Source organism: Chroococcidiopsis sp. (assembly GCF_051657925.1).
GTDB lineage: Bacteria > Cyanobacteriota > Cyanobacteriia > Cyanobacteriales > Chroococcidiopsidaceae > Chroococcidiopsis.
Genome location: NZ_JBOFLP010000341.1, coordinates 1 through 18,089 on the forward strand (window position 1 = coordinate 1; position 18,089 = coordinate 18,089).

The following is an 18,089-nucleotide window of genomic DNA, read 5'->3' on the forward strand; positions in this document are numbered from 1 at the left end:
GCAATTAAGCCATCACCATAGGGATACGTGTACCGCATTAGCGTCGGCAGAGATTGCAGGTGCAGTTTATCTTGATGCTCGATGCCTGTTTCTAAGCTAATAATATTGTGTTCGCCAATAATAATTTTGCTATCAATTCCTGATAGATACCTTGCCCAAATTGCCGTGATATTAAAATACCAAGGCATTGGAAAGATAACATCTGGTTTACTTTGTTTAAGATAGCGAATAGTTGGTAGTAAAGAAAAAGCCGTGCGCTGAGTATTGAGAGTAACTATATTAATGTCTGAATATTGCTCTTTTTCTGCTTGAGTTGCCTTTAAAACCACAAACTCACAATTGATTCCTAATTCCTGAAAGCCGCGAGAGAGTGCAGTTCCTAAACTAGTGAACGCACCACCTCCGATGTCATGCGTCAGGATAGCAACTTTTTTTATAGTCATAAATCTCAAATATTTAAAACTAGGTTTGTTACCTGAGTTAGGCATTTTGATGCTGCTTCTGGGGTATATTGAGACATGATTTGTTGCGCTTTTTTACCCATGTCCTCGATCGCAGTCGGGCGATCGATAAACTGACGCATGAGTTCGGCTAGTTTTTCCGGTTGATTGGGGTCAAATACATAGCCATTCTCACCATTCACTATCAGTTCTGCCGTTCCTGCACCTGTAGAACATAAAACTGGTTTACCTAGTAACATTGCCTCTAGTACCACTACGCCCCATGTATCTTCTAGAGTCGGTAGAACGAAGACATCTGCATTGCGAAAATATGTACTGATAAGGTTGTAATCTACTCTACCTACCCACTGTATGCAGTCAGTCAGATGATGCTCTTGAGCGAATTTTGCTAGTTCTTCTTGTTGCGAGCCATTGCCTACAACTTGTAATGTGTATTCTCGATAACCTTGTTGCTGAAGAATCTTGCAGGCTGCTAGCAATATCTGCAAACCTTTTCTGGGAATAATATGTCCGACGAAAAGAAAAACTGGTCGCTGGAGTTGAGAATTATCTAAATCAATGTTTTCTTGAATTACTAAAGTTTTGGTATCGGGAATTTCGTAAGGCTGAACGAAAACGCGGCTGTCTTTAGCGTTAAGAATATCTACTAAATAGGCTTTTCCAGCTTGACTGTTGGTAATGCAAGCATCGGCAAACTTTACCATTAGTCGCCGAACTAATAAACGTAATGCTGAATTGCGATAGTCTACATCAGGCGAACTACCTTCATAGGCAATGATGACTCGCCACCAACAAAGCGGTTTTAATAGGAGTGCCAGAATTGTCCAAATGCCAAAAGAACTAGAAAATATGGCATGAGGTCTAAGCCGAAGCAAGTGGAAAATAATACTGGGAGACAGATAGGTGAAACTAGAGCCGTAGCCTGTCGTCTCCCGCGCCGTTTCTAGCACGTGAAATTTGCCGACAACTTCTACTACAAATGAGTTGTCAAATCCTCGTGCAAAGCCAGGAAAAAGTCCAGTAAATACTTTCGTTTGAGGAAATGTCTGTGTAAATTGACAGAGCGCTGGCTGCCAATAAAACCATGCAACAGGCAACAACCACGCAATACGAAAATTATGACTACGATCCACCTAAGGACACCTCTAGAAATACAAACATCAACTGCACAATGCAGCCGGATAAAATGACTATCTAGCTGATTTGAATAACCTTGAATCATATCTTTGAATCTGTCTCTGATGGCGTTCGTAAAGATGTCATCAGAAAATAAGACTTAAAAATATATTTATAATGTAACTATCTTTACAGCGATCGGCTTGTTTTTTTACCGATCGGCACTATCTCTTTACGCAAAATTTGAATTCTACGAGAATATACGTACTTTTTTTGAAGTAAAGGTAAAAATTTGAATCATGGCATGTACTGAAAACTGGTGGCGATCGCCAGCGAGTTAATACTTGGCAGTTAAAAGCGGTTAAAATCACAGCTCTACAAAAGAAACCTGCCGTAGTTCTAGTTTGGAAAGGCTCAAATAGGTTCTGTAGTCTGCAAAGGTGAATGTTGTTTGTACTCAGTTTAAGTATTCCAATTAATAAAACGCGCGTAAATATATGCAACTAATTCATTGATAGTTTTCCGCACGCCTGCACTGTAGCGCCACCAGTATTTCGGATCGTAATCGATGGGTGGCATCGCAATAATACCGACTTTAATATTTGTTGAAGCTAGTGCTTGACGATACAGCAGCCAGCTTCTTCTAGCATGTAAATCGAGCGTTAGTAAATCGATCGATTTTATTGGTATATTTGCCTTTTCTAACCACTGTTTAAAAGCAATAGCAGAAGCATAAGTTCGATCTTTACGTACTTCTGGTGTCGGGACAGGAACGATTTTTTCTGACTCTAATCCTAACGTTTTTAAGGTTGCTGCCGCTAGCTCGGCATAATTTTTATATTCAGCCAAATAGCATCCTCTTTCAATTGGAATACCTGTAGTCACAATTTGGCGATAGGAGCCGCGTTTAAATCTAGCTAGTGCCTCTTTAACTGCATAGTCTGGTAGCCAGCCTTCAATGACCAAAACTTCAGCGTTAACTGGTTGATTAACAGCTAGAAATGAAGGTAAGTTACTAATACTGACAGTTAATAAAGTTAGAGTCAATAAACCCAGAAATAACCATCCCCATACCGTAGGCAACCATATTTCTTGTCGTCGAATGAGAGTGATATTTAGTAGTTTGAATTGCGATCGCTTTTGAGCAGCCATTAAAGATGTCAGTTCTACATAGCTTAGGGTGTAGAATCTACTTTAAACCAAAATTCGATTTCAGTCGTAAACTCTTCAAACTTAATAGGATTGGGCGAATAGAATTCGCGACTACACAAACTAAGTCCGCCTGCGCGGACTACAGACAGGTGAGTTTTTCTAGCGCAGGGGTAACTTCTACTGGCTATCTACTGTTGCTGTCCTTTGTGCTTTTAAATAAGCAAATACAGATTTATCACCAATATCAGGTGGAATTGGTTGTATTACCTTACGAATGGCAAAGACAACGAATAGTACAGCCCACGTACCAAGCATGATTTGTTCCCACTGGAGCGGTAAAATACCGCTTAAATGTCCTAACAATAGAATTGGTACTAGAGGTGTGAGAAATTTGGTTTCAAACCGATTAAAACAAAATGCCTCTTTGAAGTAAATTCCTGTGAGCGCTGCAAAAATAAAGCCAACACCCAATAAAGTCATTGGATGTTCGTAAACTGTGACAGCTAGCGGCGTGCTATTACTCAATGCGATCCCGACTGCGGCGATCGTCCCGATCGCCCAAAATAGTTGTAGGACGCGATGCAGTATTGCTAGATATATATGAATAGTTAGTAAGCTAACACCCAATGCACCGCAAAAACAGAAAAATAGGGGTGTGAGTGCTGGAAAAACACTGGGATGAGGGTTCAACAGAACTAGAGTACTACCAATGGCAAAGCTGAGGGCGGCGATCGCTAAGCCAGTCCGATAGATAATCACACCGAGGCGATCGCTTTTGTCGATTGTAAACTCACCAAACTGACCTTGATATGTTTCGGATACTATTTGTTGAGTCATAACTTATCTCTCACTAATAACCACTTCTACTCTATCTCCCCAATGCTGCTGCAATTGTAACTGGGCATTGCCGCAATTGATGGCAATTTCTACCCAGCCGTGACTACCAACTAAGGCGAGTGCCTCTTCAGGAGAGACGTTGCTGTAGGTTTGACACCCTGGGACGATTCGTTCGCCTAATCGTACTGTCCAAGTTTGATTTTCCACGTCGCTACCAGGAATATTGGTGACTAAATTGCCAAAGCGATCGATATATTGGATGCAACCAATTATTTTTGTAGGAGTATAGATTAACTGGGGTAAGTCTAACTGTAGTAGCGTAGCAAGATCGATTGTTTTCCCCAATTCTCTTAAGGGAACTCCACTCGCAAGATGCGCCCCTACTGGGGCAAAAATATCTCGTCCGTGAAAAGTCTTTGAGAGTTGGGGAGTGCGCCAGTATTGAGAATGAGTCAGTTCTACAACGGCGATCGCAGGGCTTTGACTCAATACACCGCTAAAAATTCCATTATCTGGTCCCACTAAGAATCCATGCTCGAATTCTATGGCGATCGCGCGTCTATTGCTACCTACCCCAGGATCGACTACAGCCACATGCACGGTTCCATCAGGAAAATAGCCATAGGCATCCAACAAGCAAAATCTAGCCGCAGCGAGATTTTGGGGCGGGATCTCGTGGGTAATATCGATAATTGTCAAGTTAGGGTTGACTTGGGCGATCGCACCTTTCATGACTCCTACATACACGTCACTGAAGCCAAAATCACTGGTTAAAGTCAAAATCCGGTTTGAATTCATCTGTATTACAGGCATTTACTGGAATATGTCTTAAAAATGTTTAAATTTATTTCTGTAGCTATTGTTACTAAAATCTCTCTATGTTAGGATAAATCAACATAAGCAAGATAAGTAAAAATAATGTTCTCTATGAGCAGAAATAAACAACAAGCTGTAAAACAAGCCGCCGAAGCTCACCGTCAGAATATTCAAAAAAGTCTACAACATCGTTTAGATGTTGCCAGAGCTAACGGAGATGAGAATCTCATCCGCCAGCTAGAAGCAGAAATGAGATACTTCAACTGAAGCTGCAACTAAGTTTTTGTAACAAGACTTGATGCCACTGACTTGATAAATTACAAACAACAGATAAAATACTGACATTCGCAGGATGCACTTGAAATGCATCCTTTTTGTTTTCATATCCTTTGTTTGACTATCCGCGCGATCGCATTGAGACAACTAAGCATCAATTGGGAATAGCTATACTGGTTGGTTAAAGTTCCTACTCAAACACCAACTTAACTGAGGATATGCCTATGCAAGCGGATCTATCAGCCGTGATGACAGACGTATGGCACGTACTAACTAAAAATAATCGTTGGATGAGCTGGAATTTGTTTCTAGCTTTTGTTCCTTTAACTTTGAGTGCGTGGCTATTTCTTAGAGGAAGTCAAAAGCGGCGTTGGCTATTTTGGCTATTATTTTTAGATTTGTTGACTTTCTTACCGAGTGCGCGTCATGTTTTAACTAATATATTACGTTTCAGTACGAATATCGTTACATCTGAGCTAATATGGGTCGTACCCTTAATTTGTATTCCTTTGTATCTATTATTCATCTTATCCGGTAGAGAACGTTGGCAAACCTTTAATTGGTCAATTTTATTTTTAGTATTTTATGCTTTTTTACCGAACGCACCGTATGTTTTAACTGATATCATTCATTTATATCGAGATATTAGAGATATTCACTCAGTCTGGCTAATTACTTTGGTTCTTATCCCAGTATACGTATTATTTATGGGAGCTGGATTTGAGGCATACGTACTATCTTTAATTAACCTGGGGTCTTATTTACAAAGAATTGGTAAAAGTACGTGGGTTTTGGGCACAGAGCTGATCGCTCACGCTTTGTGTGCAATAGGAGTCTATTTAGGTAGATTTTTGCGGTTTAATAGTTGGGATTTCATCACCCAACCCGATATTCTCCTTACTGCTGTAGTTGAAGATTTATTCGGCAAACGTCCGGTTGTCATTATGATTGTTACCTTCGCAGTTATTACTGGTTTGTACTGGCTGATGAAGCAGGTTACGCTTAGAATTATGGGAAAAAATCGTCTAGAAGCTATTTCTGCTCGGGAAGAAGGCAAAATCGATTCGTTGTAAAGTAGAGACGCAAAATTTTACGTCTCTATTGCTTTTACACTCTATTCCTTTTATAAAGGAACCAATTCGGGGAAATGTAGTAATAGTTGATCGTTTGTTAGCTCTTCGCCAAATTGAGCGGGGGAAAACTGGACTTGAATTGCCCACAATCTTTTTTGATAGTGTAGATTAATCATGGCTTTCAATCCAGCCTTCATCGTATTTATATCTGCCAGATTAGTTTCTAATTCTGGCACTTCCCCGTCATAAACTACGCTTAGCATGACGACTAAGTTACGGGTAACGGGCAAGGAAAAAGATTCATCTGTAGTAGCGGGTGAACTTAAATCTGGTTCGCTTAAGTAGCGTTGGGCAGAATCGGTAAATAATTCGTTGAAATAGTCGCTGGCTGCACCTTCATCCCAAAACACATCGCCTTCGTTTGCACCGGAAAGCCAATACTCGTCGTATTGCAGCAAGCTTTGACAAATTTCTACCAAACCTTCGCCTACGACTTCAATATCGCCGTCAGTGTCTATGGCTTCCCTTGCCTGACGGTTGAGAATTCCTAATAGCGGTGCTACTTCTTGCCCTGCAAGATGGAGAAATATCCGACAGCCAACAAACCGAGTCCGCCCTGACATCCGATTCATCCGATCGCGCCATGAACTCATGATCTTCCCTCCATATCCTCTTACTCAATTTATCGCGCTCTCACAAATCTTTCTCCCCCTCGATCGCTAGATTTAAGGGAATTGACGGTAAGATCGGAAGCAAAATTGTCAAGTCATGAATATCGGTATTATCGGACTAGGGTTGATTGGTGGCTCGTTGGGCTTAGACTGGCGATCGCAAGGACACAAAATTTTCGGTGTCAGTCGGCGCGAGTCTACTTGCGCGCAAGCGATCGCTTGTGGTGCTGTTGATACGGCTAGCGCCGATCTTACCAGTCTCAAAACCGCAGAAGTTATTTTTATCTGCACTCCTTTAGCAGCGATTCGCCCTACCGTAGAACAACTAATTCCCCACATAGATCCAGCAACAGTTTTAACAGATGTCGGTTCGGTAAAAGCCCCAATTGTAGACGCGATCGCCCCCTTGTGGCAGAATTTTGTGGGCGGACACCCCATGGCTGGTAAAGCTGAAAGTGGGATTGAAGTTGCCCAAACAGGACTGTTTATCGGCAAGCCTTATGCGATCGCCGCGATTGATACTACACCACCAACAGCCGTGCAAGTTGTCGAGCAATTAGCGCGATCGCTCCAAGCTACTATATATCATTGTCACCCAGCCGATCACGACCGCGCTGTCAGTTGGATTTCTCATTTACCAGTCATGGTTAGCGCCAGTTTAATTGCTGCTTGTGCAAGCGAACCTAATCCAGAAGTGCTGGAATTAGCTCAACAACTTGCTAGTTCTGGATTTCGCGATACAAGTCGCGTTGGAGGTGGGAATCCTGAATTAGGAGTGATGATGGCGCGGTACAATCGCCCAGAGTTGTTGCGATCGCTACAACAATACCGCGATCGATTAGATGAAATCGCGCAATTAATTGTACGAGAAGATTGGCAAGCTTTAGAAAAACAATTAAATTCAACTCAGCTAGCCAGACCAAAGTTTCTCCGAGAGTAAGGTCATACTTTTTAGCTCCAAGATATTAGGTGAGAATTCAGTCAATTTTGGCAGTTTCATCAATTGAACTACCAATTCTACAATCTCTCAATATAGAGATGAGTGTTATTTCATCTCTATATTTATTTCTGATTTCTACTCATTCAAAGATAACTTACATCCGCTCGGAAGCTATAGAAAGTACTAGGCAAGATCGGCAATGGAAGAAATTCGGCAGCGATCGCAAATAGTTTCAGTCGATTGCTAAAAGCTCGATGGTAGATTGCAGGTTGCGATTATATTGCATTTCTAAGAATATTTATATAGCTATATAAATATAAATCGCTACGTATATTCTCAAAAATGCAGGAACATAAAAAGAGGGTAGGAGGTCTTAAATTTAGGAATGCTTTGTCTCCCATCTTCTGTAGTCTTACATCTAGTAATTTATGTATATTGCAACACTGAAATTTACAGATAAATAACAGTAGATCTAAGGTTTATAACTCGTAGCGAAAAGTTATAAATCTACCTAGTATGTTTACATAGCTTAATGATATAGTGAGTATTTGTACTGCTGAGGGTAACTTCAATGCTAGACCCTGCTTTATGTGCTCGTCCTCTGAGCCAGTGGCTTGTCTTGAAGTCCACGCTTTCCCACTGGCTGATGACTCCCGTACTGGTTGTCATACCGCTAACAGCTTTCATTCTGCTAATCAAGTTTTTTCCCAAATGGCGTTGGAAGCGTTACATGTTGGTGATGGGAAGTTTATCGTTAGTAGCTTACTTTCTTGCTAGTTTCCCAGCTACAGTCGCGATCGCCAGTAAGGGATTGATTGCTTTTTTACCTGAAGATCCAGGGAGAAAAGCGGACGCGATCGTGATTTTAGGTCGCGGTGCGTACATGAGAAAGTCTAGAGTAGAGGTTGCGGCTGACCTGTGGAAAAGCAAACGCGCTCCCCTAATTTTTGCCAGTGGTGCAGGGGATGGAGCAGATATTGTGAACATGCTCAAAACGGAAGGAGTCCCCAAGTCAGTATTGAAAGCCGAAAGTTGTTCTCAGACAACAGAAGAGAACGCACTATTTACAGCGGCGATGCTGCAACCGATAGGAGTGAAGCGAATCGTTTTGATCACGGACTCGCCACATATGATGCGATCGCTATTAACGTTTCGCAGTCTGGGGTTCACCGTTTTTCCCCGTCCTACTCCTTTGCCTGCAAACTTACCACCCACAAGAAGGGCAATGATGATCTTCTACGAATACATGGGTTTATTTAACTATGGTATCAAAGGGTACTGGCAGCCTCAGAATGCAGAAATCGACCAAAACCCGTACATAGCTCAACAGCAAGCAGCAAATGGTTAACAGTTATCAGTTATCAGTGACCAGTGACTCCTGACTAGTAATTTCTCCTCTGCCCCTCTGCCCCTCTGCTCCCCTGCTCTCTGTGCTCCCTACTCTCTGTGCTCCCTACTCCCTGCTCCCTTCATAAATAGGCAACTGTACCGTTAATGTTGCCCCCATACCCTCACCGTGGCTCTCCGCCCAGATTGTACCGCCATGTAACTCGACTAATTGACGGGCGATCGCTAAACCAAGTCCTAAACCGCCGTAGGCGCGAGTCATGCTACTATCTGCCTGTCGAAAATATTCAAATATGTAGGGGAGAAAATCTGCACTAATGCCTTTACCTGTATCGCTCACTTGGATTTGGGCGTAATTGGTAGTTGGTAGTTGGCTGACGGTTGACGGTTGACGGTTGACGGTAAACGCTGGCGCTACACGCCGTGAAGACAGTTGTTTTTCTTCCTCTGCCCCTCTGCCCCTCTGCCCCTCTGCGCTGTTCTCCTCTGCCCCTCTGCCCCTCTGCCCCTCTACGCTGTTCTCCTCTGCCCCTCTGCCCCTCTGCCCTTCTGCGCTGTTCTCCTCTGTCCCTCTGCTCCCTGCTTCCTGCTCCCTGCTCCCTACTCGTGCGAGCGAGATCTCTATCTGTCCGCCAGATGGGGTAAATTTAACTGCGTTAGAAAGTAAATTCCAAACGACTTGCTGAAGGCGGCTGCTATCACCCCGCACCAGTCCTACACTAGGGTTCAAACTGAGTCCGATCTGAATTGATTTTGCTTCTGCTGCCAGCACTACGGTATCTAAGGCAGATGTAATTGTATTTGCCAGATCGACTATTTCCCAATTAAGTTTCAGCTTGCCCCTCAGAATGCGGGAGACATCTAATAGATCTTCGATTAATTGTGCTTGCAGCTTGGCATTGCGTTCGATGGTATCGAGAGCGCGATCGATTGTTGCAGGATTTAACTGATTTGTTCGCAGCAGCCGCGACCAACCTAAAATTGGGTTGAGAGGAGACCGAAGCTCGTGGGAGACGATCGCCAAAAACTCGTCTTTAACGCGGTTTGCTTTTTCTGCTGTTTCCTGCGCTGCCAATGCCCGATCGCGCATCTGGCGATATTCTTGGACTCTAAATGTGAGATCTGTCACATCTTGAATTGATAATAGGGCGTAAAACTCATCACCCTCCAAGGCAGGTAACGAGGTGACAGTTGTATGCTGAATGCGCATTTGCCCCTGGGGTAGAGAGGCGGGAATGACGTGTTTGTGTAACTGAGAAGAAAAGATCGTGGGCGGTCCCCCTTGGAATATCTGCTGCAAGCGGTTGGCATACTGAGTTTGATGAAAGTGGGGGTAGCGATCGCCGATACAAGTCCCTAACATTTCAGTTCTAGATAGCTTAGTCCATTCTTCTAAGCAGCTATTCCAAAACAAGATCGTTAGATCCGAACGCAAAATACAAGCCCCCAAAGGCACTTGGTCTAGAATCCTAAAATTCTGCTGGGCTTGTTGCAGTTGCTTCATACTCAAACTAGATCGTTTATTTTCCTACTTTCAATTATTGTCACTATCTCCTTTTAATATTAGCTTTACTTCCAAAATATATTTTGACTTCAAGTAGATATATAGCAATTTTTCACTCAATTGCAAGCAAACCCTAGCTCCGTTCGATAGTACATGCTTTGCTGCACCGTCCGAAAACCGCAAGGTCGCAACAGTTAGATTAAACAACTTATATTTTTTTGGATTATCAAATAAATGGCGATCGCAAAAAATTTCAGCGCTAAACTTGCATCTCTAATAACTATGACACTTCTTCGATCGCTGCAATGAGTTGGTCGAATGTTTGCAATTCAAATATAAAAATAAGATCGCCAATCACTTGAAGCTGTTCAATTGTAAAACTTGCTTGCGCCAATACAATTGTGGAGTCATCTGGTTCAACAGCAGCAAATAAATTTTCTACAGTATCTTCCGTGTATGTAGGAATTAAGTAATTCATCCGCTGCTTCAACAGATTGCCCAACGAACCGATTACGCCGTTAATGACAATATTACCCACTTCAGTTAAAGTGCCAATTTTTACTGCGTCAAGATCGGGAGAGCCTAGATCTTCTCCCGTAAGAACAGATACGAGTGTCGATGCACTCTCAGTAGGAAATACTAGCTCTGCGCTGCCATTAATGGAGCCAGTAAATCCCAACCTTACAGTAGCTAAATAGTTCTTATTAAATCTAGCAATTAATTCTTGCTGCAAATCTTCAACAGCGAATACCTGAATGAAGGGAATCTCCAGGCGGATAGGGAAACCAACCATTTCATTTAAGAGACTAGCAGCTCGACCCACGCCAATATTAATCAATTCTTTTAATGCATCAATTTGGTCTTCTGTCAATTGCTGCACAAGAGATATACCTCTAGAAGCTAAAAATTTGTCGGACGGTTTGGCGTAGCTCATCTTCTTTTGGTGGCTTATTGATAAAAGCAGCTGCTCCTAAGTTATATCCTCGCTGACGGGAACTTTCTTGAATATCTGCCGAAATAACTATTGTGGGAATAGTCAATCCCCGATCTTTTAAAGTCTGAAGCAATTCAAAACCATTCATATCAGGCATGAGAATGTCTGTCACCAGGCAATCTGGAACGCGATCGCGAACGATACTTAATGCTTCTTTGCCGTTCGTCGCCTCCCAAATCTCATAGCCATCAGCTTGCAAAAATTTGCGAATCATCCGGCGGCTGAATGCAGCATCATCAACTATCAAAACAGATATCATTGCTAATTTTCTAAGCTATTCCCTATCCTAATATTACCGAAAAAAGAATCAGAAGTCGGACGTAAGAGACCTCAAAAGTGACTAATGACTAGTGGCTGGTGAATATAAAAGTTTAGCCACAAGCCGCCAGCCACTCATAAATGACAAATGACCAATGACAAATGACAAATTTACATCTACCTATAGTCAGTGTAATATAAGCTATCAAATATATGATGTCTTTAATTCCTATCAGTCATGGAGTCACTCGAAATCGATGACGATATCAAAGCATTTTTAGTTGAAAGTTACGAAAATCTGAATCAGATCGAGCAAGTTATTCTCAATCTAGAAGATAATTCTGCAAATTCCGAACATTTAACTCGGATTTATCGCGCCCTCCATACAATTAAAGGTAACTGCGGTTTTTTACCGTTGCCCAAACTAGAATCAGTCGCCCATGCAGGAGAAAATTTACTAGGCAAATTGCGGGAACAGCATTTCACTCTCAATCCCCAGATTGCCAGTATTTTACTTCAAACTGTCGATGCAATTCGACAAATCTTAGCTCAAGTTGAAGCGACGGGCAATGAGGGAGATGGTGATTATGCCGCACTAATTGCAGCGTTGGAGGGAGCACTTAGCAGGGGGGAGAAGAGAGCGGAGGGAGACAAGGGAGAGGGGGAAGACAAGGGAGAGGGGGGAGCAATTCTAGCCAATAGCCACCAGTCACTAGTCACTCTCTACTGTCAACCATCAGCCGTCAACAACCAACTACCAACTACCGACTACCAACTACCAACTACCAATCCATCAGATTCTACAATTCGGGTGAACGTGGAACTGCTCGATCGCGTGATGAATTTAGTGGGTGAGTTGGTTTTGGCTCGCAACCAAATTGTACGATTTGCCGAGACTTTGGCAGACTCAGACTTGACTGCGACTTGCCAACGAGTGAATCAAGTGACGGCTCAGCTACAGGAAGAGGTGCTGAAAACACGGATGCAATCGATCGCCACAATTTGGCAGAAATTTCCTCGTGTGGTACGCGATTTGGCGATCGCCTCTGGAAAGCAGGTGCAAGTAGAAATGAATGGTGCGGATACGGAACTAGATCGCACTATTCTTGAAGCAATTAAAGACCCTTTAACTCACATTGTCCGCAATTGTATCGCTCACGGAATTGAAACACCTGAAATTCGCAGCAGTCGCGGGAAGCCGATTCAAGGGAAGCTTGCTCTCCATGCATGGCATGAAGGTGGCACTGTTAAGATTGAAATTAGCGATGATGGTAACGGAATCGATCCGCAACAGCTCAAACAGCAAGCGCAAAAACTCGGAATTCTCAGTGCAGTTGAAGCAGAAAAAATCAGCGAAGCAGAAGCACTGAATTTGATTTTTGCATCTGGTTTTTCGACAGCTGCACAAGTCACCAATCTATCTGGGCGGGGTGTCGGGATGGATGTGGTGAAAACCAATTTGGCAGCGATTGACGGTACGGTTGAGGTGGATAGCCAGGTAGGACAAGGAACAAAGTTTAAGCTAAAAATTCCCTTAACGCTAGCAATTATTCCTGCCCTGGTCGCTTATAGTGGAAACCATCGTTTTGCCATTCCTCAAGCAAGCATTCAAGAATTGGTGCAACTGGAAGAAGAGGTATCTTTGCTTGAGATTGAAACATTCTACGATATCCCTATATATAGGTTGCGTGGCAAATTATTGCCTTTGGTCTATCTAAATCAAACATTACAACTACAAGTAGTAAGAGTAGATGTAGAGACTATTAATATAGTGGTTATCAATGCGGACAACTACTACTTTGGTTTAGTTGTCGATGAAATTCAAGACATCCAAGATATTGTCGTCAAACCTTTAGGAAAACAACTACGAGATGTCTCAGCTTTTGCTGGAGCAACAATTCTCGGTGATGGCAAAATAGCATTAATTATCGATGCCGTCGGTTTAGCAAATTGTGCTGGTGTTACTTCGCAATTACAGCAGCAACTGGCGATCGCCACAGCTACAGCAGTAGAAGACCGCACGGGCGATCGCCAGTCAATTTTGCTTTTTCATGGCGGATCGGGCGCACGCATGGGTCTGCTGATGTCTCAGATTTTCCGTTTAGAAGAATTCGATCCGATCGCGGTGGAAATTGTAGCAGATCGACCAGTGGTGCAATACCGAAATACAATTTTGCCTTTGATTTACTTGCATCAAATATTCGGGAATTCTGATTTTCCTGAAAACAGAACCCCCCAACCCCCCTTGACAAGGGAGGCAATATCTCCTCAATTGTCCTGGGCAAGGGAGGTTACAAATGGGCAAGATGATAAACTGCAAGTCATTGTTGTGGAGCTAGATCGAGAGCGCAGCCTTGGTTTGGTAGTAGAACGCATTCTCGATATTGTTGAAGAACCACTGGCGATCGCGGGTCATGCGACTCGATCCGGTATCCTGTATTTGGCAGCTATTCAGGGTCAAGTTACCGAAATTCTCGACCTGCATACAATAGTTCAAATTACCTATCCGTATTTACTTCAATCAGTTAACTGATAACTGTTAATAGTTATCAAGGAGCAGGGAGTAGGGAGCAGAGGAGAATAATCACAAATGACAAATGACAAATGACCAATAATAAATTTTTTACAAATTAAATAGAGTTATATAAACATGACTGAAGTTCAGCAATATTGTACTTTTTTTATTAACAAAATTCATTTCGGAATCGATATCAAACAGGTACAAGAAGTCATTTGGAGTTCTGAGATAACTCCCGTACCCCTTGCGCCTGTTGATATTTGTGGTTTAATTAATCTGCGCGGAAAAATTGTGACGATAATCGATTTGCAATGTAGGCTAGGAATGGGTCAGAGCTTATCACCTTCTACCTCTCATCCAGAGTTAGATGAAGAATTTTTGGCTCATAACATTATTGTTCAGACTAAGGATGAGATTGCAGGCTTGCTAGTAGAAGACATAGGCGATATGTTGGAGTTTACATCAGACCGTTTTGAGCCTTCACCCGCTACGTTAACCGGTCAAATGCGGAAAGTATTACGAGGTGCATATTCATTATCACAAGGATTTTTAATGATTTTAGATATTGAGAAAGTTTTAAAAGTTTAGATTGATGATTTTGGCTCACGCAAAGCCGCAAAGACGCAGAGGGGATTCTCGTAGAGTAGGCGCAAAGAATACAGTGCATACTCAAAGTTAAATTAGCAAAGGGGAAATTCTACTAATGGCTGATGCTAATAAATCTAATCAAACGTCTACAGATACAGAAAAATTAGAATCTTCAGAGAATTCTGAGAGATTGCCCAATAGAAAAGCAACTCAAACGGGTAGTAAAGCCAGAACGAGTACTAGACAAAGAAGCGATAATAAAACGCAACTACAACCGCTATTGAAAGCCATAAAAGCAGTAAAAAATGGCGATCTAAGCGTGCGTTTATCTGAAGAAAATGGATTGAGTGAAGTTGCCAAAGAGTTCAACCAAATGGTAAGTCAAATCGCTCTTTTCGCAGGCGAAGTGACGCGGGTAACGTGGGAATTGGGGACGGAAGGCAAACTAGATGCTCGTGCTACCGTTGAGGGTGCTGCTGGGAATTGGAAAGAGCTGATCGACAATACAAATGCAATGTCTGTCAATCTTACAGAGCAGATTAGAAGCATTGCTGATGTGACATCAGCTATATCTCAGGGTAATCTCTCTCAACAAATTGAAGCGCAAAATGCAGGGGAGTTTCAAGACTTGACGAAGAGCATCAATCAGATGATCGCCAATCTCAAAGCTTCCATGAAACAGATTGCCGATATATCAACTACAGTCGCTTCTGCTGCGGAAGAAACGACAGCAGTAAGCACCGAAATGGCAGAAAACGCGACTCAAACTGCCGAACAAGCAACATCTGCTTCCGCATCCGCCGAACAAGTGAGTACCAATGCTACCAGCGTCGCTACAGCAGTAGAAGAAATGAACGCCAGCATCCGCGAGATTGCCAAAAACGCAGCCGTAGGAGCGCAGGTAGCTAATACAGCGGTCAAAACTGCCGATCGCACCAACGATACAATTACTAAATTAGGGCAAAGTAGCGGTGAAATTGGCAAAGTCATCAAGGTGATTACATCTATTGCCCAGCAGACAAATTTATTAGCGCTGAATGCCACAATTGAAGCAGCAAGGGCAGGAGAGGCAGGTAAAGGTTTTGCCGTCGTGGCAAGCGAGGTGAAGGCATTAGCCAAACAAACCGCCAGCGCTACAGAAGATATCAGTCAACGAATTGAAGCAATTCAAACCGATACTAAAAGTGCGATCGAGGCGATCGTCCAAATTACCGACATTATCAATCAGATTAACGATATCCAAAATACGATTGCCAGTGCTGTAGAGGAGCAAACTGCAACGACAAATGAAATCTCCCGCAACGTTGCCGAAGCCGCCAAAGGAACTACTGATATTGCCAAAAATATTGGCATCGTCGCCCGTAACGCTCAAGCTACAACCGCAGGTGCTAGCAATACCTCCCAAGCAGCTACCGAACTAGCTCGTATGGCTGCGGAACTGCAAAAAGTCGTAAATCAGTTCATTTACTAACCATTTCATTGACTAAATTGTCAAATGACTAATGCCAAAAATCCGAGTTCTCGTAGTTGACGATGCAGTGGTTGTACGCAGCCGCCTGAGTAAGCTGCTAGCTGAAGATCCAGAATTGGAAGTGGTGGGAGTAGCGGCGAATGGTCGCATTGCACTAGCAAAAATTGCTCAACTCAATCCTGATGTGGCGATCTTGGATGTGGAAATGCCAGACATGGATGGCTTAGCAACATTAGCAGCGCTCCGGCAGACCTATCCCCATATAGCTGTCATTATGTTTAGCACTTTCACCCGTGCAGGGGCGATCGCAACTTTGGATGCTCTATCTCTAGGTGCATCAGATTATGCCACCAAGCCGAGTCACTTAGGCAATATCGAAGCTATCCGCCAACATGTTTTTGACGACTTGGTACCGAAAATAAAATTGTTTGGGACAAAGCAAGTCAAAATTCAAACTAGTAGGGGCGCACAGCTGTGCGCCCCTACCAACTTCCGACTCCCGACTCCCAAAATCGTAGCCATCGGCGTTTCTACCGGAGGACCAAACGCTCTAGCCGTGTTGCTATCGCAGTTGCCAGCAGATTTTCCCGTACCAATTGCGATCGTGCAGCATATGCCACCAATGTTTACTCAACTGTTAGCAGAACGGCTTGCTGCCAAGTCCCGCTTAAAAGTAGCTGAAGCTGTTTCAGGGAGAGTGCTGGAGCCTGGACAGGTTTGGATTGCCCCAGGAGATTTTCATCTCGCCGTGCAACGGGATGGCAAGGTTGTGCGCCTAGTCACCCACCAAGCGCCACCAGAAAACTCCTGTCGTCCCTCCGTCGATGTCTTATTTAGCTCAGTCGCAGAAGTCTTTGGTGCAAGCGCGATCGCAATTGTCTTAACAGGCATGGGTCAAGACGGATTGCGGGGTTGCCAGCAGCTACGCGAGGCTGGGGGGCGAGTTTTAGTTCAAGATGAAGCGAGTAGCGTAGTTTGGGGAATGCCTGGGTTTGTAGCTAATGCCGGACTTGCCAACCGAGTGCTGCCGATCGATCGAATGGCAGATGAAACGATCCGCCAAGTGTGTAATAATACCTAAAACATAGTCAATATTTTTATATCACGATGTTAAAAGTCTGTAACAAACAGACAACAGACATTAGCAACATTAATTTTCAGTATCTTTGTCAACTAGTTTATCAACATGCGGCGATCGTGCTGGATGCGAGTAAAGACTATTTAGCAGAGCTACACTTAAAACCAATAGCAGAAACAGCGGGATTTGATTCCTTAAATAGTTTCGTAGAACATTTACGATCGCACCCATTTGGCAGCCTGCATGTCCGAGCGATCGAGGCACTGAGCGTAACTGAAACATCATTTTTCCGCGATCGTTATCCATTTGAAGCACTCAAAAATTTCACGCTACCAGAATTAATCTCGCGACGGGCAAAAGAGCGAGCGCTCAAGATTTGGTGTGGAGCTTGCTCTAGCGGTCAAGAACCTTATAGCCTTGCGATACTGATCCGCGAACATTTTCCTCTACTAACAACTTGGGATTTGCAGATAATTGCTAGCGACTTCTCTAGCCAGATCCTTGCCCGCGCCCGTCAAGGTTGCTACAGGCAGTGGGAAATTCAGCGCGGATTGCCCGCCGATCTACGAGAGAAATATTTTCAGTTTCAGCAACAGCAGCAGAACTGGCAGATTAAAGACCAGATCCGCCAGATGGTTGAGTTTCGTCAAATCAATCTCATCCACCCGTGGTTATCAATGCCAACAATGGATGTTATCTTCCTGCGGAATGTGTTGATTTACTTTGATACTGATACAAAGAAATCTACTCTCAAAAAAGTTAGACAGCAATTAAGACCGGACGGCTACTTATTTCTCGGTGGTGGTGAAACCACAATTTATCTCGATGACTCGTTTGAACGAATACAGCAGGAAGGAGGCGTATGTTATCGTTTGCGGTGAACAGTTACCAGTTATCCGTGAAGAAAGGGAGTCGGGAGTCGTAGGGGCGGGTTTATCAAGCATATTCACGGCTTACGTCGATAGATCTTTGCTCAAAACCCGCCCGTA

At 43.3% G+C, this 18,089-nt stretch carries 18 protein-coding genes and 1 pseudogene; 10 read left to right on the forward strand and 9 right to left on the reverse strand.

Features of this window, described 5'->3' with window-relative positions:
* From ACRC32_RS27080 to ACRC32_RS27100, 5 genes and pseudogenes are all read right to left on the reverse strand, one after another.
* Nucleotides 1-443 (reverse strand): annotated as a pseudogene (locus ACRC32_RS27080) (glycosyltransferase); the annotation flags it as partial.
* A gap of 5 nt (nt 444-448) precedes the next feature.
* Nucleotides 449-1,594 (reverse strand): glycosyltransferase family 4 protein, encoded by a 1,146-nt coding sequence (locus ACRC32_RS27085; protein WP_438556885.1) that lies wholly within the window; start codon nt 1,592-1,594, stop codon nt 449-451.
* Between the two features lie 445 nt (nt 1,595-2,039).
* Nucleotides 2,040-2,729: an ElyC/SanA/YdcF family protein gene (locus tag ACRC32_RS27090; protein WP_438556886.1), complete on the reverse strand. Its 690-nt coding sequence runs from the start codon at nt 2,727-2,729 to the stop codon at nt 2,040-2,042.
* Nucleotides 2,730-2,906: 177 nt separating this feature from the next.
* The gene (locus tag ACRC32_RS27095) at nt 2,907-3,566 is read right to left on the reverse strand and encodes a DUF2301 domain-containing membrane protein (protein ID WP_438556887.1); all 660 of its coding nucleotides are present in this window, start codon (nt 3,564-3,566) and stop codon (nt 2,907-2,909) included.
* Nucleotides 3,567-3,569: 3 nt separating this feature from the next.
* The gene (locus tag ACRC32_RS27100) at nt 3,570-4,364 is read right to left on the reverse strand and encodes an SAM hydrolase/SAM-dependent halogenase family protein (RefSeq protein WP_438556888.1); all 795 of its coding nucleotides are present in this window, start codon (nt 4,362-4,364) and stop codon (nt 3,570-3,572) included.
* A 129-nt stretch (nt 4,365-4,493) separates the two neighbouring features.
* On the opposite strand from ACRC32_RS27100, the gene pirA reads away from it, so the two are divergent.
* Nucleotides 4,494-4,649 carry an arginine synthesis PII-interacting regulator PirA gene (gene pirA, locus ACRC32_RS27105; RefSeq protein ID WP_181245476.1) on the forward strand — a complete coding sequence of 52 codons (156 nt, stop codon included), beginning with the start codon at nt 4,494-4,496 and terminating at the stop codon, nt 4,647-4,649.
* Nucleotides 4,650-4,882: 233 nt separating this feature from the next.
* Nucleotides 4,883-5,731, forward strand: a complete 849-nt coding sequence (locus ACRC32_RS27110) for a DUF1361 domain-containing protein (protein ID WP_438556889.1) — start codon at nt 4,883-4,885, stop codon at nt 5,729-5,731.
* Between the two features lie 50 nt (nt 5,732-5,781).
* Here the strand turns inward: ACRC32_RS27110 and ACRC32_RS27115 are convergent, their stop codons facing one another.
* Nucleotides 5,782-6,384 (reverse strand): DUF1517 domain-containing protein, encoded by a 603-nt coding sequence (locus ACRC32_RS27115; RefSeq protein ID WP_438556890.1) that lies wholly within the window; start codon nt 6,382-6,384, stop codon nt 5,782-5,784.
* Between the two features lie 115 nt (nt 6,385-6,499).
* Here ACRC32_RS27115 and ACRC32_RS27120 point away from each other — a divergent pair, with 115 nt between their 5' ends.
* The 3 genes from ACRC32_RS27120 to ACRC32_RS27130 all read left to right on the forward strand — a co-directional run bounded on the left by ACRC32_RS27120 (nt 6,500) and on the right by ACRC32_RS27130 (nt 8,690).
* Nucleotides 6,500-7,342 carry a prephenate/arogenate dehydrogenase gene (locus tag ACRC32_RS27120; protein WP_438556891.1) on the forward strand — a complete coding sequence of 281 codons (843 nt, stop codon included), beginning with the start codon at nt 6,500-6,502 and terminating at the stop codon, nt 7,340-7,342.
* 47 nt (nt 7,343-7,389) lie between these two features.
* Nucleotides 7,390-7,572, forward strand: coding sequence for a hypothetical protein (locus ACRC32_RS27125; protein ID WP_438556892.1), 183 nt, complete (start codon nt 7,390-7,392; stop codon nt 7,570-7,572).
* Nucleotides 7,573-7,913: 341 nt separating this feature from the next.
* Nucleotides 7,914-8,690: a YdcF family protein gene (locus ACRC32_RS27130; protein ID WP_438556893.1), complete on the forward strand. Its 777-nt coding sequence runs from the start codon at nt 7,914-7,916 to the stop codon at nt 8,688-8,690.
* A gap of 105 nt (nt 8,691-8,795) precedes the next feature.
* Here ACRC32_RS27130 and ACRC32_RS27135 read toward each other — a convergent pair whose 3' ends face one another.
* From ACRC32_RS27135 to ACRC32_RS27145, 3 genes are all read right to left on the reverse strand, one after another.
* Nucleotides 8,796-10,193: an ATP-binding protein gene (locus tag ACRC32_RS27135; RefSeq protein WP_438556894.1), complete on the reverse strand. Its 1,398-nt coding sequence runs from the start codon at nt 10,191-10,193 to the stop codon at nt 8,796-8,798.
* 280 nt (nt 10,194-10,473) lie between these two features.
* Nucleotides 10,474-11,127, reverse strand: a complete 654-nt coding sequence (locus ACRC32_RS27140; RefSeq protein ID WP_438556895.1) for a chemotaxis protein CheC — start codon at nt 11,125-11,127, stop codon at nt 10,474-10,476.
* Nucleotides 11,087-11,446: a response regulator gene (locus tag ACRC32_RS27145; RefSeq protein WP_438556896.1), complete on the reverse strand. Its 360-nt coding sequence runs from the start codon at nt 11,444-11,446 to the stop codon at nt 11,087-11,089. Before ACRC32_RS27145 ends, ACRC32_RS27140 begins: the two co-directional genes overlap by 41 nt.
* 237 nt (nt 11,447-11,683) lie before the next feature.
* On the opposite strand from ACRC32_RS27145, the gene ACRC32_RS27150 reads away from it, so the two are divergent.
* The 5 genes from ACRC32_RS27150 (at nt 11,684) to ACRC32_RS27170 (ending at nt 17,981) form a co-directional block, all read left to right on the forward strand.
* Nucleotides 11,684-13,978: a chemotaxis protein CheA gene (locus ACRC32_RS27150; RefSeq protein WP_438556897.1), complete on the forward strand. Its 2,295-nt coding sequence runs from the start codon at nt 11,684-11,686 to the stop codon at nt 13,976-13,978.
* Between the two features lie 117 nt (nt 13,979-14,095).
* Entirely contained in the window at nt 14,096-14,551 is a 456-nt protein-coding gene (locus ACRC32_RS27155; RefSeq protein ID WP_438556898.1) for a chemotaxis protein CheW, read from the forward strand.
* Nucleotides 14,552-14,666: 115 nt separating this feature from the next.
* On the forward strand, nt 14,667-16,022 hold the full coding sequence (locus tag ACRC32_RS27160; RefSeq protein WP_438556899.1) for a methyl-accepting chemotaxis protein: 1,356 nt from the start codon (nt 14,667-14,669) through the stop codon (nt 16,020-16,022).
* A gap of 31 nt (nt 16,023-16,053) precedes the next feature.
* Nucleotides 16,054-17,103 carry a protein-glutamate methylesterase/protein-glutamine glutaminase gene (locus tag ACRC32_RS27165; RefSeq protein ID WP_438556900.1) on the forward strand — a complete coding sequence of 350 codons (1,050 nt, stop codon included), beginning with the start codon at nt 16,054-16,056 and terminating at the stop codon, nt 17,101-17,103.
* A 26-nt stretch (nt 17,104-17,129) separates the two neighbouring features.
* Nucleotides 17,130-17,981 carry a CheR family methyltransferase gene (locus tag ACRC32_RS27170; RefSeq protein WP_438556901.1) on the forward strand — a complete coding sequence of 284 codons (852 nt, stop codon included), beginning with the start codon at nt 17,130-17,132 and terminating at the stop codon, nt 17,979-17,981.
* The last annotated feature ends 108 nt before the right edge of the window (nt 17,982-18,089 follow it).